Origin of the sequence: Bacillus sp. FJAT-18017 (assembly GCF_001278805.1) — a bacterium.
In the GTDB taxonomy this organism is placed as follows: Bacteria; Bacillota; Bacilli; order Bacillales; family Cytobacillaceae; genus Bacillus_D.
Genome location: NZ_CP012602.1, coordinates 1,770,080 through 1,787,434, shown reverse-complemented (window position 1 = coordinate 1,787,434; position 17,355 = coordinate 1,770,080). Strand labels below are relative to the sequence as shown.

General features: G+C 43.8%; 13 protein-coding genes. 2 read left to right on the top strand and 11 right to left on the bottom strand.

Annotation, left to right across the window (positions count from 1 at the left end):
• Window positions 1-443: 443 nt before the first annotated feature.
• From AM500_RS08125 to zapA, 5 genes are all read right to left on the bottom strand, one after another.
• Window positions 444-848, bottom strand: coding sequence for a DUF350 domain-containing protein (locus tag AM500_RS08125; protein WP_053598769.1), 405 nt, complete (start codon window positions 846-848; stop codon window positions 444-446).
• A 19-nt stretch (window positions 849-867) separates the two neighbouring features.
• Window positions 868-3,225: an endonuclease MutS2 gene (locus AM500_RS08120; protein WP_053598768.1), complete on the bottom strand. Its 2,358-nt coding sequence runs from the start codon at window positions 3,223-3,225 to the stop codon at window positions 868-870.
• A gap of 61 nt (window positions 3,226-3,286) precedes the next feature.
• The gene (gene polX, locus AM500_RS08115) at window positions 3,287-4,999 is read right to left on the bottom strand and encodes a DNA polymerase/3'-5' exonuclease PolX (RefSeq protein ID WP_053598767.1); all 1,713 of its coding nucleotides are present in this window, start codon (window positions 4,997-4,999) and stop codon (window positions 3,287-3,289) included.
• Between the two features lie 139 nt (window positions 5,000-5,138).
• Window positions 5,139-5,681, bottom strand: a complete 543-nt coding sequence (locus tag AM500_RS08110; RefSeq protein WP_043934169.1) for a CvpA family protein — start codon at window positions 5,679-5,681, stop codon at window positions 5,139-5,141.
• A 6-nt stretch (window positions 5,682-5,687) separates the two neighbouring features.
• Window positions 5,688-5,948, bottom strand: a complete 261-nt coding sequence (gene zapA / locus AM500_RS08105; RefSeq protein WP_053598766.1) for a cell division protein ZapA — start codon at window positions 5,946-5,948, stop codon at window positions 5,688-5,690.
• 324 nt (window positions 5,949-6,272) lie between these two features.
• Between zapA and rnhC the strand changes: the two genes are divergently transcribed.
• Window positions 6,273-7,235: a ribonuclease HIII gene (rnhC, locus tag AM500_RS08100; protein WP_053598765.1), complete on the top strand. Its 963-nt coding sequence runs from the start codon at window positions 6,273-6,275 to the stop codon at window positions 7,233-7,235.
• A 127-nt stretch (window positions 7,236-7,362) separates the two neighbouring features.
• Here rnhC and pheT read toward each other — a convergent pair whose 3' ends face one another.
• The 3 genes from pheT to AM500_RS08085 form a co-directional block, all read right to left on the bottom strand.
• Entirely contained in the window at window positions 7,363-9,774 is a 2,412-nt protein-coding gene (gene pheT, locus AM500_RS08095) for a phenylalanine--tRNA ligase subunit beta (protein WP_053598764.1), read from the bottom strand.
• 121 nt (window positions 9,775-9,895) lie between these two features.
• The gene (gene pheS, locus AM500_RS08090; RefSeq protein WP_043934165.1) at window positions 9,896-10,933 is read right to left on the bottom strand and encodes a phenylalanine--tRNA ligase subunit alpha; all 1,038 of its coding nucleotides are present in this window, start codon (window positions 10,931-10,933) and stop codon (window positions 9,896-9,898) included.
• A 465-nt stretch (window positions 10,934-11,398) separates the two neighbouring features.
• The gene (locus AM500_RS08085) at window positions 11,399-12,166 is read right to left on the bottom strand and encodes a TrmH family RNA methyltransferase (RefSeq protein WP_053598763.1); all 768 of its coding nucleotides are present in this window, start codon (window positions 12,164-12,166) and stop codon (window positions 11,399-11,401) included.
• Between the two features lie 113 nt (window positions 12,167-12,279).
• Between AM500_RS08085 and sspI the strand changes: the two genes are divergently transcribed.
• The gene (sspI, locus tag AM500_RS08080) at window positions 12,280-12,489 is read left to right on the top strand and encodes a small acid-soluble spore protein SspI (RefSeq protein ID WP_053598762.1); all 210 of its coding nucleotides are present in this window, start codon (window positions 12,280-12,282) and stop codon (window positions 12,487-12,489) included.
• An 84-nt stretch (window positions 12,490-12,573) separates the two neighbouring features.
• On the opposite strand, the gene AM500_RS08075 is transcribed toward sspI, so the two are convergent.
• The 3 genes from AM500_RS08075 to AM500_RS08065 form a co-directional block, all read right to left on the bottom strand.
• On the bottom strand, window positions 12,574-13,662 hold the full coding sequence (locus AM500_RS08075) for a M42 family metallopeptidase (protein ID WP_053598761.1): 1,089 nt from the start codon (window positions 13,660-13,662) through the stop codon (window positions 12,574-12,576).
• Window positions 13,663-14,031: 369 nt separating this feature from the next.
• Window positions 14,032-15,594 (bottom strand): YheC/YheD family protein, encoded by a 1,563-nt coding sequence (locus tag AM500_RS08070; protein WP_053598760.1) that lies wholly within the window; start codon window positions 15,592-15,594, stop codon window positions 14,032-14,034.
• A gap of 43 nt (window positions 15,595-15,637) precedes the next feature.
• A complete protein-coding gene (locus tag AM500_RS08065) occupies window positions 15,638-16,948 on the bottom strand; it encodes a YheC/YheD family endospore coat-associated protein (RefSeq protein WP_053598759.1) in 1,311 nt (436 codons plus the stop codon).
• Window positions 16,949-17,355: the final 407 nt, after the last annotated feature.

Below are 17,355 nucleotides of genomic sequence, written 5' to 3'. Positions count from 1 at the left end.
CTTTCTTTTCTTTTCCCACTATTATAATCTATTCATGCCAATACGACAAACAGAATACATTGACCTAGGAAATTAGGAATATGCAGTATAAAAGTAACATCTATATTAAGGGGCACAAAGTTTCTCTTTTGGGACAGGCTCTTTTTAGGTGAAATAGTGCCAGTTTATTTTCGCTCCACAAAGGGAAGACTCCACGATTAGTCATCGCAGGAGAAAATACGATCTTTTCATTTTCGAACGAGTCTTCGCGCCTTCCGCTACAATCAACTCCAAAAACAAAATCCCCTTCAATAAAACCGTCTTTTTATAGATAAAAGAGCCGCTGCAAACGCAGCGGCTCACCTTATGCAAAAAACGCCATATAAATAACGCCAATCAGGAAAAAGAGTCCACAAAGAGCCAGTAATACCTTCCCCAGTGTTTCCACTTTACTTTACCTCGCTTTAAATACCGGACCCGATAATAAACGATAATCCGATAGAAATAACCATTGAAATAAACCCAACGGCCATGTTGCCTTTCTCAATTTCCTGATCCACATTGAACTTCGGGGTCAGGAATTCGAAAATAAAATAGCCGCAAAGAAGGAGCGCGAAGCCATACACACCCCAGCCAATCATTGATAGGACAGAATTGTGCTCAAGGATGGCGTAGCGGAATATGTTAGCAATCCCAAGGATTTTTCCGCCTGTCGCCATGGCCACAGCCATATTCCCTTTTTTGATTTCTTCCCAGTTGTCATACTTGGTTACCAACTCAAATACAGCAAGGGATAAGACCAGGAAGAGGACAACGACACTATAATAGGCTGCAATTTGAATATATTCATTTTGCCAGAATTGTTCCATACCGGTATTCTCCCCGAATTTATTTAAACTCTGCTATCGTTACTCCAGTTCCGCCTTCACCAGCATCGCCAAACCGTATTTTTTTGACTGAGCGATGATTGCGAAGATATTCCTGGACTCCCTGCCTTAATGCGCCTGTCCCCTTGCCATGGATGATTGAAACTCGAGGATAGCCGGCCAATAGCGCGTCGTCGATGTATTTTTCTACTTTCATTAAAGCATCTTCATAACGTTCACCGCGTAAATCCAATTCAAGACCCACATGTGAATCGCGGCCTTTGACAATTGCCATCGGCTTGATTTCCTTCGGCTTCGGTACATTAATATATTCCAGGTCCTTTTCAGCCACTTTCATTTTCAGGATACCGATTTGGACCTGCCATTCATTATTCGAAGACTTTTCAATCAGGGTTCCCTTCTGGTCAAAGGTGAGTACCTTTACTTCATCCCCTGGCTTTAAAGTATGCTTCGCGGCCTTTTTCGCACCCGGTTTTTCTGTCTTCTTCACCTCTGGTGCGGCTCCGGCCAACCGCTGCCTTGCATCAATCAGTTCGTGTTCTTTGATTTCCGCATTTTTTTCTAAGCGCATTTTTCTGAGATCGGCGATAATGTCTTCTGCTTCACGGGTGGCATTTTCAACAATTTTGCGAGCCTTCTCGGCCGCTTTTTCCATCAATGCATCCTTCTGGTCATAATACTCGACAACTTGCTTTTGAAGGTCGGAATGCAGCTTTTCAGCCTGGCGCAAAAGATCATGGGCATCAGCCAGTTCTTCCTCAGCTTCACGCCTGCTTGTTTCCAAAGATGAAATCATTTTATCGATTTGCGAGCTATTCTCACCAACATGCGATCTCGCGCTGGCTATGACGTTCTCATTCAAGCCGAGCCGCTTGGAAATTTCAAATGCATTGCTTCGGCCAGGCACCCCAAGCAGAAGTCTGTATGTCGGGCTCAATGTCTCAATGTCAAACTCGACACTTGCATTCATTACACCTTCCCGGTTGTAGCCATAAGCCTTCAATTCAGGGTAGTGAGTCGTCGCAATCACCCGAGTCCCGCGACTGTGCACTTCATCAAGAATTGAAATCGCCAGGGCAGCTCCCTCCTGCGGGTCTGTTCCTGCTCCAAGCTCATCGAATAGGACAAAGCTGTTGCCGTCCGCCTTATTAAGGATGTCGACAATATTGACCATATGTGAGGAGAATGTACTTAAGCTTTGCTCAATTGATTGTTCGTCGCCGATATCTGCATATACCGCAGAGAAAACGGCCAACTCGGAACCGTCAAGTGCAGGAATCTGCAAACCGGACTGAGCCATTAGCGTACATAGACCGACCGTTTTCAATGTTACCGTCTTTCCTCCTGTATTTGGCCCTGTAATGACAATCGTCGTGAAATCCTTCCCAAGCACGATATCATTCGGCACGACCACATCAACAGGAATTAAGGGATGGCGAGCCTTATAAAGTGCAATTCTGCCTTCATTGTTCATCCTTGGTTTGGAGCCTTTTATCGAACGGCCATAACGTGCTTTTGCAAAAATAAAATCAAGCTCGCCGAGCACCTCGGTTATCTCTTCTAACTCCAAGCTATGATCAGCAACCATTGCAGAAAGTTCGGCAAGGATTCTTTCAATCTCAAGTGATTCCTTTACCCTGATGTCCTGCACTTGATTATTGAGTTGGACGACCACTTGCGGCTCAATGAACAGGGTTTGTCCGGATGAACTTTGATCATGGATAATGCCGCCATAATGGGCCCGGTATTCCTGCTTTACCGGGATCACGAATCTGTCATTTCGGATTGTGATGATGGCATCGGAAAGCATTTTTTGTGCATTTGATGAGCGGATCATGCTTTCAAGCTTTTCCCTAACCCTTGCTTGATTCGACCGTAGCTGCTGGCGGAGTGCCCTCAGTGTTTCACTGGCTGTATCAAGGACTTCTCCGCTTTCTTCGATTGCCATTTTGATAGCCTGCTCAAGATTCGCAAGCGGAACAATCCTGCTTGTATAGCCTACCAGGTGCGGGACCTTGCTATTTTCATCATCCAGGTTTTCTATAAAGCGTTTGATTTGCCTGCTGGCATGTACTGAACTTGCAACCTGGACTAGTTCCATTGGACTTAAAGTTCCGCCAATAACAGATCGTTTTATATGTGCCCTGATATCATGAATGCCAGAAAGCGGCACATTTCCCTTAAGCCTTAATGCCGTCGTCGCCTCATCCGTTTCTTCCTGCAGACGCTCAACTTCGTGATAGTCCGTTGAAGGAACGAGCCTTGAAAGCTTATCCCGCCCTAGCGGGGATGAAGCAAAATCTGATAGCTGTTCCCTGACCTTGAAAAACTCAAGGACTTTCATTGTTCTTTCCTGCATGGAGAAGCTCTCCTTTATCTGTATGCTGCTGTTTTTGTGAATACAGTGGCAGCTTAATTTATCAATTACGGTGATGCAAAAATTGAAGCAGTTCGTCCAAAGTATACGTATTCAGGACTGAACTGCCTTTAATCCAGCCTTTCCTGGCGGCGGCAACTCCGATTTGCATATGGTTCAACATCCCTACTTTGTGGGCATCTGTATTAATTGCAATCTTTACGCCAATTTCCTGGGCTTTCTTCAAGTATTCGTAAGAAAGGTCAAGCCGATGCGGATTTGCATTCAGCTCCAGTGCCGTATTTGTTTCCTTTGCCAAGTTCAGCAGCATGTCGATATCAACATCATACCCAGCCCTGCGTCCAATCAGCCTTCCAGTAGGATGGGCAATGATATCGACATGTGGATTCTCAAGTGCCGTTCTCAGCCTTGCCATGATTTTTTCACGAGGCTGTGAAAAGGCGGAATGAATTGATGCGATAACGATATCAAGTTCCCCAAGCAATTCGTCGTCATAATCCAGAGTGCCGTCCGGCAGGATATCCATCTCAACTCCGGAGAGAATTTTAAAATCATTATATTTGGCATTTAAGCGGCGTATTTCTTCGTTCTGCTCCCGAAGTCGTTCCGGAGTCAGTCCATTGGCCACCTTTAAAAATTGTGAGTGGTCGGTAATGGCGATATAGCTATACCCCATTGCCCTGCACGCTTCAGCCATCTCTTCAATTGTGTGGGCTCCATCACTCCATGTTGAGTGCATATGAAGATCGCCCTGGATTTGTTCAATGCCAACCAGTCCGAACTCCGGTGTGTATTTCTCCACTTCAGTGCCATCTTCGCGAATTTCAGGAGGAAAGAAAGGCAAGCCGAAATGGGCGTAAAACTCTTCCTCTGTATTAAAAGTCTTTACACCCGCCTCTGATTCAACCCCATACTCGCTGATCTTTTCCCCGCGTTCCTTAGCAAGCTGCCTCATTCGAACATTGTGGTCCTTTGAACCGGTAAAATGGTGGAGGGCAGTCGCATATTCATCACTTGAAACAAGCCGGAAATCGGCCGAAATATCATAGTCGAACCCAAAGGTGATCGAGACCTTAGTATCACCTGCACCGATAATTTCCTTTATATCCGGAAGTCCCAGCAGCTGTTGCCTTACCGATTCCGGGTTGCTTGTGGCAATGATGAAGTCAAGGTCCTTGACTGTTTCAGCCCATCGGCGAATACTTCCGGCTCTTGAAAACTTTTCAATATCGTTCATTTCAGATAGTTGCATTTCAATTTTCGCTGCAATTGGCAGCATGTAAGCTAGCGGAAGACGTTCTGGACGTTCGCCCGCTTTTTCGATGGCAGCCAGGATTTTCTCTTCGGATTTTTTCCCGAATCCCGGTAATTCCGAAATTTTATGCAGCCGGCATGCTTCTTCCAGATCTGCGATATCCTCGATCCCAAGAAGATCATGGAGCTTGGCGAGTTTTTTCCCGCCTAGGCCTGGAAGCTTTAATAGCGGAACTAACCCTGCAGGGACTTCTTCCTGCAGTTCCTTAAGAACGGAGGAGCTGCCTTCCTGGATAAATTCTTCTATTACCGCAGCAGTCCCTTTGCCTATACCGGATATAGCTGTAAAATCAGTAATTCCGGAAAGGCTGCGATTATCGGTTTCCAAAGCAAAGGCTGCTTTTCTGAAAGCCGATACTTTAAACGGATTTTCCCCTTTAAGTTCCATATAAACAGCAATGGTCTCAAGCAGTCCAATTACATCTTTTTTATTTTTTTCCATTGTTAGTACCCACCATCCCTTCATTACGTTTAAGCAAGCGAAAAGTTCCAATAAAACGAGAAACCGCAAGAGCGGTCCCCAGAGCTGTACTAAAAAAATTTTAAACAGAAAAGAAAAACTCCTCTGCTGTCAGAGAAGTTCAAGCAGCGATATTGTCAATCCACCATTCCTTGAGCTGCTGTGAAAGAACTGGAGTGTGTTTGATCATACCTTCAGCCAGGACAGAATCCTTCATAGCCTCCTGAATGAAGCCCATCGGAACAAGCGCCCCGATATACAATAATAAAAACAAAATCAAGTAAACTTCCAGGAAGCCAAGTGCTCCCCCTGCCCAAATATTCAAATGTTTTATAATTGGCAGGTGGGCAAGAAAATCGAGCATCGCCCCGATGATCTGAATCAGCACCTTTACTGCGATGAATATAGCGATGAATGCAAATGCCCGGTAGAAAGCATCTTCCGCCCCTGTTGCTGATGTCAAAACAGAAAGTGGCGATGTTTCACCAAGTGACGGATATGGAACCCATAGCTTTAGCCTTGGCGCGAGGATATCATAATACTTATAAGCAACTATGTATGCAACGATAAATCCAATTAAATGAATAAATTGCAGAATGAAACCCCGTTTTAGGCCGATAAAAAAACCCATAATGAATAAAAGAATTATAGCTAAATCCAGCATTCCCCTTTAACCCTTATCCCTTCCCGTTTCTGATTTCAGCTTTTCCAGCTCGTCTCTAATTTTAATAAAATCATTTACAGCATTAACCGCGGTCAGAACAGCCAGTTTATTCACATCTAACGAAGGATTCTTGGAACTGATTTCCCGCATTTTGTCATCGACCAGTGATGCCACCAGCCTGACATGGCTTGAGCTTTCCGGACCGATTATGACATATTGCTGGCCAAATATATCGACCGTTGTCCTATTTTTATTTACATTTGACACATAACTGCCTCCATTCAAAGAATCCTAATCCCTATAATACCAGAACCCGCTTTTCTGGAAAAGTGTAACCGACTATTTCCCAGCTTCAAGCATGGATTTTGTCATATTGCGCTATTTTTTTGTACTAATCTATTACACTTTTTTCGTGGATTAATCTCCTCCACCTGACCATCGATTAATCCACTAAAACGATAATCTAGAATATAAATTTCCCTAAGTCTTGTTTTTCCCTCACCTCAAGGATTGAGAGCCGCAAAGCCTGATAATACTGGTAAAAAGTATGCTACAATAAGCTGACAACAAACCATAAAGGAGTGCACTGTTTTGGGAACTGCCGTCATTACCGTAACACCTGAGCAAATCCATAAATTGAGGGAGCACTATTCCCGTTTTATTATAGAGAAGCTGCCGCAGGGCAGTGTTTTCGCAGCCAAAACTCCTTCCTGTATGGTCACTGCCTATAAATCAGGGAAAGTACTATTTCAGGGTTCAGGCGCTGAAAACGAAGCCGCTCAATGGGGAAATCCCGCTTCGAGCCCAAGTGCCGCAGGCTCAAAAAAAACTACTGTAAAAAAGCCGGCTCCCGGTTCACACCTGCCTGCTGGCTTCAACCTCTTATCAGTAATCGGTTCAGATGAAGTAGGTACCGGCGACTACTTTGGGCCGATTACTGTTGTCGCCGCCTATGCCCGGAAACAGGATCTGCCGCTTCTTAAGGAACTTGGTGTCCGTGATTCCAAGGACTTAAATGATGAGAGAATTATTGCAATCGCCAAGGACATAAAAGATGTGATTCCCTATAGCCTGCTGACTCTCCATAACGAAAAGTACAATGAGATGCAGCAGTCAGGTATGTCTCAAGGCAAATTGAAGGCGCTCCTACATAACCAGGCAATCGGACATGTCCTTAAAAAAATTGCTCCTGAAATGCCAGATGCTATTTTAATTGACCAATTTGCTGAGGCCGGGATTTATTACAACCATTTGAAAGGCCAGAAGGCAATTATCCGCGACAAGGTCTTTTTCAGTACTAAGGCTGAAGGGTTGCACTTATCCGTTGCAGCAGCGTCGATTCTTGCGCGTTATGCATTTATCCGGCACTTTGAAAATCTTTCAGCGGAAGCAGGGTTTCTAATACCAAAAGGCGCCGGACCAAAAGTAGATGAAGCCGCCGCAAAGCTAATATTGACAAAAGGGCAGCAGGCTCTTCCGAAATTTGTGAAGCTTCACTTTGCCAATACTCAAAAAGCCAAGAATCTAGTCGCGAAAAGAAGAAGCAACCACTAGTGTTTTGGCATTAAACAGTACATTATTCGATACTATTTCAGTATAATTGGGGGCAATTAGAATCCCCAATTTCCTCAAGCAAAAAGAGTTGGGAGATGAACTCCCAACTCTTTTGTATTTTCATGCATTAAGCTCTCAGGACTGCCCCTGCTTTTTCTTCCAATGCCCTTAACACCTTGTTATGGACCTTCGTTACCTCTTCATCCGTAAGGGTCCGCTCAGGGTTAAAGTACTTCAAAGAGAACGCAATTGACTTTTTGCCCGCTTCCATGTGCTCGCCTTCATAAAGGTCAAACACATCAGCCTCTTTAAGAAGAGGTGTCCCGCTCTCAAGGATAATACTGCGTAGGTCTCCAGCCGCAGCTGCCGTATCAACGACAAGTGCAATATCCCTCGTGATGGAAGGGAAACGTGGGATTGGTTCGTAGTGCAGTGGTTCTTTATCCGCCTCAAGCAATGCTTCGAGCTTAAGTTCAAGTACATACGTATCCTTTAAATCCAGTTCATTTTGCAAAGTAGGATGAACTTGGCCAACAAAACCGATTCTTACTCCATCCAACAGGATTTCAGCGGTACGGCCAGGATGCATGTTATCCAGCTGAACAGCCGCGTAGGTGACTCGTTCTGCAAGACCGAGCTTTTCAGTAAGGCCTTCAACCACGCCTTTTAGAACAAAGAAATCAACAGGTTTCTTCTCTCCCTGCCATGGATGTGAATGCCATAGGCCAGTTATTGCCGCAGCAAGATGCTCCTCTTCGGCAGGCAGCTCTTCGCCTTTTGAAAGGAATACTGCGCCTACTTCATAGACTGCAAGGCTGTCTGCCTGCCGGGCACCGTTGTATTTCAGCACTTCAAGCAATTGTGGAAGGATGCTTAACCGAAGCTGGCTGCGTTCTTCACTCATCGGCATGGCAAGCTTGATTGGTTCTGTTTTTTCAAGAGCAAATTGGGAAACTTTTTCTTCACTTGTTAACGAATAAGTTATCGCCTGATATAGACCAGCGCCTTCAAGGTAATTCCTGACCACCCTGCGCTTAGCCTGGTATGGAGATAACATTCCTGCCAGCTGTTCGCCGGAAGGCAAGGTTTGCGGGATGTTGTCATAGCCATATAGGCGTGATACTTCCTCGTACAAGTCTTCAGGAATGGTGATATCCCCTCGACGAGTTGGAACAGTTACAGTGACGTCAGTTCCTTCTACAGTCGTTTCAAAGCCTAACCGCGCAAAAATTTCGGTAACATCGGTTATTGTCAATTCCATTCCAAGGAAGGAATTCATTTTTACCGTATTAAGTGTAACAACTGCAGGTTCAATACTTAAAGTATCGGCTTCAACTGACCCTTCCAGAACCACACCTTCAGCGTATTCTGCCATTAATGCTGCAGCCCGTTCACCAGCAGCACGCACACGGTTAGGATCGACTCCTTTTTCGTAGCGGGAACTTGCTTCACTGCGCAGGCCATGGTCTTTCGAAGCCTTGCGGATTGTGCCTCCTGTGAAATAAGCCGATTCAAGCAGGACAGTTGTCGTATCAGAGGTTACCTCTGAATTAGCTCCGCCCATTACTCCAGCAATTGCAACCGGCTCTGTGCCATTTGTAATAACAAGATGGTCAGGTGTGAGAGTTCTTTCTGCATCATCAAGGGTAACAATTTTTTCACCAACATGTGCACGTCGGACAAGAATTTCCTTTGATCCGAGCCTGTCATAATCAAAAGCATGAAGAGGCTGGCCATATTCAAGCAGGATGTAGTTGGTAATGTCGACAACATTGTTGTGCGGTCGAATACCAGCCGCCATCAACCGTGTTTGCATCCAAAGCGGAGATGGGCCGATTTTAACGTTTTTAATTACTTTTGCAGCATATAATGGATTATCTTCTGGTGCTTCAACAGAAACTTTAATATAATCCGATGCTTTTTCATCTGACTCACTTAACTTTGTTTTAGGAAGCTTGACCTCTCTGCCCAAAATGGCTGCCACTTCGTAGGCAACACCGAGCATGCTCATTGCATCTGCACGATTGGGTGTCAGACTCAATTCAAGAACCTGGTCATCCCTGTTCAATGCCTCAATCGCGTCTTCACCAGGTACAGCGTCAGCAGGGAAAACGAAGATGCCCTCTGCGTATTCTTTTGGGACGATTTTCCCTTCCATTCCCAGCTCCTGAAGTGAACAAATCATTCCGTTGGATTCCTCACCGCGCAATTTCGCCTTCTTGATTTTAAAATTGCCTGGCAGAACAGCACCTGTTTTAGCTACAGCCACTTTCTGACCCTGTGCCACATTCGGAGCACCGCAAATGATTTGAACCGGGTTTTCCTCCCCGATATCAACTTGGCATTTGCTTAATTTATCAGCATTGGGATGCTGTTCACGCTGGAGTACATGCCCGATAACGACACCGGTGATTCCTTCATTAAGGGTTTCTACACCTTCAACTTCAATCCCGCTTTTTGTAATTTTTTCAGCTAACTCACTAGCTGACACTCCAGATAAATCAACATAATCCTGGAGCCATTTATATGAAACAAACATTTATAGGACCTCCTTTTTAAAATAAACCTTCCTCAGTACGACACTCGCTGATAGTTACTAGGAATCAATAGGAACAATTCTCTCCGCTGGAAGCTTAACTGCCTCTTGAGGCTTGAAAAATTTATTCCTGCTCTGAGAACTGCTTTAGGAAACGAATGTCGTTTGTATAGAAATGGCGAATATCGTCAATTCCGTACTTTAGCATTGCGATTCTCTCCGGTCCCATTCCAAAAGCGAAACCAGTGTATTTTTTAGAGTCATAGCCAGCCATTTCAAGCACGTTCGGATGAACCATGCCCGCGCCTAAAATTTCAATCCAGCCTGTTCCCTTACAGACGCTGCAGCCATGACCGCCGCAAATTTTACAGGAAATGTCCATTTCAACTGACGGCTCAGTGAATGGGAAAAAGCTAGGGCGAAGCCTGATTTTCCTGTCCTCACCGAACATTTTCTTAGAAAACTCAGCAAGGGTTCCCTTAAGGTCGCTCATCCGTATGTTTTCACCAACAACAAGCCCTTCAACCTGGGTGAATTGATGTGAGTGAGTCGCATCATCGTTATCACGGCGATACACCTTGCCAGGGCAGATGATTCGGATCGGCCCTACTCCACCCTGCTTTTCCATCGTCCTAGCCTGCACAGGGGATGTGTGGGTGCGCATGAGGATATCTTCGGTTATGTAAAATGAATCCTGCATATCACGAGCCGGATGGCCTTTTGGCAGATTTAGGGCTTCAAAGTTATAATAATCCTTTTCGACTTCCGGCCCTTCAGCAATTTGGTAGCCCATTCCGATGAAAAGGTCTTCGATTTCTTCAATAATTTTTGTAAGAGGATGAGGGCTGCCTGTCTTGACCGGACGGCCAGGCAGGGTTACATCAATTGTTTCGGAGGCAAGGCGCTCATTGACGGCTGCTTCTTCAAGCTGTACCTGCTTACTAGAAATAGCCTCCTCGATCGCTCCCCTTACTTCATTGACGAGCGCACCCATTTTCGGCCGTTCCTCAGCGGATAACTTGCCCATCCCGCGCAGCACCTCGGTGATTGGTCCCTTTTTTCCGAGATAAGCAACACGGACATCATTTAATTCCTTCAAATTTTGTGCCTGTTCAACTTTTTCAAGTGCTTCAGTTTGCAATTCTGCAAGTCTTTCCTGCATGTGATTTTCCTCCTTATTTAGAATCCATTGATTGTTATCCGCATGGGATAATGTAGCAATTAGCAAATGCTCCTATCATATTAAGAGCCAGGGGAATTTTACTTCCATAGCTTTAATCTTATAGCCTTCCTGTTAGCTCAGCACCGCCTCTTTTCCACACAAAAAAAGCCCCTCCCAATAAAGGGACGAGGCTTTGTGATCGCGGTACCACCCTTGTTAACAACGTATGTATGCACATTCGTGTTCACTTCATTGAAATAACGGATTTTAGCCGGTACACCTTTACATTCCTTAGAAATGGTCCCGGTGTCAACTCTGGAGGTGAACGCACACATCCCTGCCCTAAAAATGCTTTCAGTCGCGGCACTTTTTCCCTTTAAAGGCGGTTTAATGAAGGTGCTCTTCTCCGTCATTGTTTTTCGATTATGAATTTAGTTGCTATTATAGCGTAAATTCAGCAGCGATTCAAACGTTTGCTGAATTTTTCAAGGAATAAAGGAGAATCCCGGCTGCAACCGCAACATTTAGAGACTCACTTTTTCCATGGATTGGAACATACAAATTGTCGTCTGTAATAGACAGCAGGTGTTTGGACACACCGTTGCCTTCGTTTCCGACCAGCAGGGCAAATGTGCTGCCTGGCGCTGCATCTGTATATGTCCGGGCGTTCTCCAGTGCTGTTCCGTATACCGGAATGCCCTTCGCCTTCAGCTTCGGGATCCACTCATCAAGCTTTCCTGTTAAAACTGGCAGGTGGAAATGGCTTCCCTGTGCAGAACGAAGTACCTTTGGATTGTAAATATCAACACTGCCTGACCCTACTATAACCGCGTCAATACCGGCTGCATCTGCAGTCCGTATCATTGTTCCAAGATTCCCCGGGTCCTGGACAGCATCCAGTAATAGAAGCGTATTAGCATCAGCCAAGCTTTCATTAACGGATTCTTGCTTGCATACAGCAAGAATTCCCTGGGGGGTTTCGGTTTCCGATAGGCTTTTGAAAATTTCCTTTGTTACGATTGTAACCGGGGTATCCTTATAATCCAATCGATGGGGAATATCGGTTTCATCCGCAATAATTAATTCAATTACAGTACCTGAATCTTTAAGTGCTTCCTCCACCAAGTGAAACCCTTCTGCTAAAAAAAGGCCTGTTCTCTCACGCTCTTTTTTCATCGCAAGTTTTTTCCATTGTTTCACCTGTGGGTTTTGGGCAGATTGGATGTGCTTCACTTTCTCTTCCGCCTTTCTCTAAACTCATTTTCTAATTATAGCCTATTGCAAATACATATTAAAACCATGAAAAGAAAAAGATAGTAAAGAACATTAAAAAGGAGGGATAAACCATGGATTTAAATTTACGTGCAGCTGTCATCCATAATATTGCGAATAATACCCAGCAGGAGCTTGAGGATACCATTGTCGATGCCATTCAAAATGGTGAAGAAAAAATGCTTCCGGGCCTTGGCGTGCTTTTTGAAATCATTTGGAATAACTCTTCCGAAGATGAAAAAAAGGAAATGCTCGAGGCACTTGAAGGTGGTCTCAAAAAGTAAGTAATTAAGTGGCTATGAGTGTGAGGAACGCTCATCTATAACGCCTTAAAAAAGCTCCCCGGCAATTGCCAGGGAGCTTTCCTATTAACCCAACTTAATGTTTTCAACAGTTTGTGCGTCAAGCCGCTTAACAACTTCAACAATTAGTTTGACTGTATTTTCATAATCATCACGGTGAAGCATCGCTGCATGAGAGTGAATATATCTGGTAGCAATTGTAATCGCCAGTGCCGGAACGCCTTTATGAGAAAGATGAATGGCACCCGCGTCCGTACCGCCGCCAGGGACAGTATCAAATTGGTAAGGAATGCCTAATTCATCCGCTGTATCAGTGATGAAATCGCGAAGCCCCTTATGGGACACCATTGATGCATCGTAAAGGATGATTTGCGGGCCTTTACCCATTTTTCCAAGTGCTTCTTTCTCAGTAACCCCTGGTGTGTCACCGGCAATTCCGACATCGACGCCAAAGCCGATATCAGGCTCAATTTTAGCAGCTGCTGTCCTTGCGCCGCGCAGGCCAACTTCCTCCTGGATTGTACCAACTCCATATACCACGTTAGGATGCTCCACATCCTTCAACTGCTTCAGGACATCAATGGCCACCGCACAGCCAATCCGATTATCCCACGCTTTTGCAAGCAGCATCTTTTCGTTTTTCATGACAGTGAATTCAAAGTAAGGAACGATCATATCACCAGGGCGGACTCCCCACTCGGATGCCTCATCCCTGCTTGTCGCGCCAATATCAATGAACATATCCTTGATTTCGACCGGCTTTTTCCTTTGTTCGGCCGTTAGGATATGAGGGGGCTTTGACCCGATAACACCCGTCACCTCACCTTTGCGGGTAACGATTGTAACACGCTGGGCGAGCATGACCTGGCCCCACCAACCGCCAACAGGCTGGAAGCGAATAAAGCCCTTTTCATCGATTTGTGTAGCCATAAAGCCAACTTCATCCAGATGGCCGGCTACCATGATTTTCGGTCCGCCTTCCTTGCCTGTCTTTGTGGCAATCAAGCTGCCAAGGCCATCTGTTGTAATTTCATCTGCATATGGAGCTATGTACTCTTTCATAACCTCGCGGACTTCCCTCTCATTGCCAGGGATGCCCTTTGCATCGGTCAGTGCTTTTAGCATTTGCAATGTTTCATCTAATTGTTGTGCCATACGATTGACCCCCCTCTTTTTATAGGTTTATGCAAGGCAGTATAGTAAGAAAGCTTGCACATCTCTTTGCCCGTTCATTATACAAAAAGCCTGGCTGTTTGTAAAAATATTCTATTAATCAGTACTCCTATTACCTTATAAAGTATAAAACATTTTTAAATAAATTATCCTTCCATAGCACAACCCAAACTAAAAAATCAGATAATCGTCCTCCCGGTATAGGAATGCGATAACTTCTGTATCCAGCCCGATCTAACTTAATGAATCTTATTTAATTTCAAAAAGAGCAGCTGTTTTTCCTGCTCTTTCAGTTAATCTTATATAATTTTTATTCATTGTCCTTTTTTAGCAGTTGCACCGTTTAAATATCTATTTCTTCCAGTGGTTACGAAGCTCAATTATTCTTGTGATCATAGTTTTGTCTTCTAGCTCATCAAATACATAGGGATCTGGCCATATGTTTACCTCTATGATCCAGGGAAAAAAGTCTCGATCTAAACCAATGTCGATTCCTATGGCATTCAAGTTATATAATTGGCCAATTTGTTCTCCGAGTTTCCTGAGCTTGTTTTTATATGCAACCAATTTTTCGCCATTCATATGCTTAGCTAATAAGGGTTCTACAGGATATACCATTCCGTTGCTATGGAAATTGGTGACAATTCTTTGCGGGTCGGCCACGCGTCCTAGCATGCCAGTGACTTCATATTTCTTATCTGGGGTCCGCTGTACCATGATCCGCAAATCAAAAATGCATCTTTCGTATTTTAATAAATGAATTCCCTTTTGAATAATATATTTTTTGTTTTTTGTTTTCCGCTTTTTCATTATATCTTTGATCTCTTTGTCTAATGATGCAAGCAAATCAGCAAACGTATCATAGGTGTAAATTTTCGTCTTCCTCTGAAACGTATACTGATTGGAACCATCTTCATTCTCCACGCGCTCCACCCTGATTACACCCCTGCCAAAACTCCAATTGTCGGGCTTGACATATACCATTCGGTGCCTGTCTAGCATATTTGACAGGTTTGTGGGATTAAACCACTTTGTTTCCGGAACAAATTGGCGAAACTCACTTTGGTTTTCCAAAACATTCTTTAGTGTCCATTTACTCCTTTTTCTTTTCGTTTTGGACTCAACAGGTCCCTCTCCCCGGTACCCTGTAAAGTTGGATTCGATTTTTTTATATGTGTCCATATCGGTTTTTTTAAAACTTTTAAACCGAGGCTCAAGATTTACCTCAATCAACCAGGGCTTTAAGTTTTCATCGTATCCAATATCAAAACCTAGTATTTGAAGTTGAGTGCACTTTTCGGATAATCGATTGGCCATTTTAACCACCAGTTTTTCAAGCTTTTCTCGGTATACCGGAATTTCTTCGTCAGAAAGGAAGCTTCCCATGACTTGTTCATACCGCATTGGGATTCCGCTACTCGAGTAGTTCGTCACGATTTTTGCTGGATGCCCTGCTCTTGCTACAATTCCTGCTGGTTCCCACTTTTTTGTTTTCTTATTTAGCTGGACAATGACTCTTATATCGAAAAATCTGTCTTCATATTTTAGCAGCGGGATTCCCTGTTGAATCATATACCGGCCCTTTGCCCGCTTTTTAGTTTTTTGAATCTTCTCAACCTTCTTTTTTAACGATGAATATAGTTTTTCAAAGGTCGTAAATGTTTTTGTTTTTTTTACATAATGATACGTATAAATTGGTTCTTTTCCGTCTTCTCCCTTTTGGACCTTAATAACGCCGCTCCCTCCAGTACCTAGAGAAGGTTTGACAAATACGGCTTCATGCTTTTCTAGCATACTCTTAAGATTTTTTTTATTTAGCCACTTTGTTTCGGGGATATAGCCCTTTATTTCACGATTCTTTATTAATACCTTTGTTTTTTGCCATTTGCTAACTAACTTTTCAAAGGAGATCATGAAGGCACCTTCTTTTTTACAGTTTCATAAAGTACTGCTTGTTTTAATACCCTGCCAATGCACCGGCGTATACCAATGGAGCAGCCACTATACGCCGATACATTTTGCGGTCTTTAATGGTCTTTAAAGGGCTATTATGATTATGTGATCGGTTATTAACCTCAATAATCCATACTCGTAAATTAGAATCAACCATTACGTCGAAAGCCACATCTCCATAGTGGACATTCTTTTCATCCAGCCCCCTGCAAACTTTTTTACATATGCCAATTAACTCTTCCCTTTTTCCTTTCGCCGCTTTTTTGCTTAACTTATAGACCTTCCTCAAAGCCTGGGAAGTAGGAAGAAAATAATCGGTTAAGACTCGGTTTGTAGCTATACTCCCTTTAACTCCTATTCGCGCATAAGTTCCAGCGCATTCCCATGTCTTTTCTTCGCTTTTCTGAAGAATCACCCTGAAAACAATATTTCTATTAAGCTCACTGTTCATAATTGGCTGCTGTGCAAGATGCGGCCTGTTATCAAGAGATTCCAAGAAAGCAGTAAAATTACCATAGTCTAAATGTTTTGTTTGGTTTCTTACATTTTTAACTGCATATTGTTCTCCTTCCAGTGTCACGGTATAAATGCCAGCCGCCTTCATGCCCCCAGATGGTTTTATATAAATACATTTAAACCTTCCGAGCATATTGAAAACTCTGTCTTTTTCCTGCAGCTGGATTGTTTCTGGAAAATAATGAATGACATCAGGCGAATCGGACAGTTTATCATAAAGCTCCCATTTATTTAATAATGGATAGTTAAAGACTTTCTCATCCATCAATTCTGATAATTGATCCAGAGCTGCCGCTTTCCCTCTTCTATAGAGCACCTCTGGGAAAGGAAATATGCCCGATTCCCAAGTTTCTTTTTTTTCAGGGCCACCGGGGTTGAAATAATACCCACCAATCGTTTTGTTCTTAAAATCAATGGAATCTGCTGAAGCTATGATAAACAGCCCGCCTACATCCTTGTAACGAGCAGTATATTTTTTCAGTCTCCTTAGCCTTTTGGGGGTCATCTTTTTTGACTGTTTATTGAATATAAAAGCAATGACAGGACCGACATGGAAAGTGTCCCGTTCAATCCTCCACTTGAGATCCACTTCACATAGCATTGAAAACGCCTCGGCAAATTGTCTGTGTATTCCAATGCTCTCACTTCCAATATTAGTGGAAAATTTGACGTTTACTTCTTTTTTAAAACCTCCGAAGGCGAAGGTCATGGTTTCATTTGTTTCATTAAAATGATTTTGCAAACACTGTGGAAGTATTAGATCACATTCTCCAATGCCCTCCATATAACAAAAGCGCATATTGATCCTCCTTTAACCCTTCATCTTTAACTTATGTGAACAGGGGTTTTTTGCCTGTGTACTTTCATTACTTTTTGGTTCTTCACCAAAAGAAATGCTTTAAATTTGTTTGTTGATTTCCGCTCCACAAAGGGAAGCTTCTAAGAATAACCATCGCGGGACACAAAGGAAAGCTTCCGTGAATAATCATCGCAGGGATAGGCCGTTCTTGCCTGTCACGAGGCGCCCTTTGTCTGTCACGTGAATGTTCGCGGACCTTAGGGGCATGAGATGAGCCTCCTTGACGATAAAGAGTCTGTGGGGCCTCACCTGCCCCGCAATAGTATCGCACCTTCTGCTCCAATCAACCGTTCTTTTATTGCAAACCAGCACTTATGGTGAAGATCCTACCTTTCTCAAATCTTACA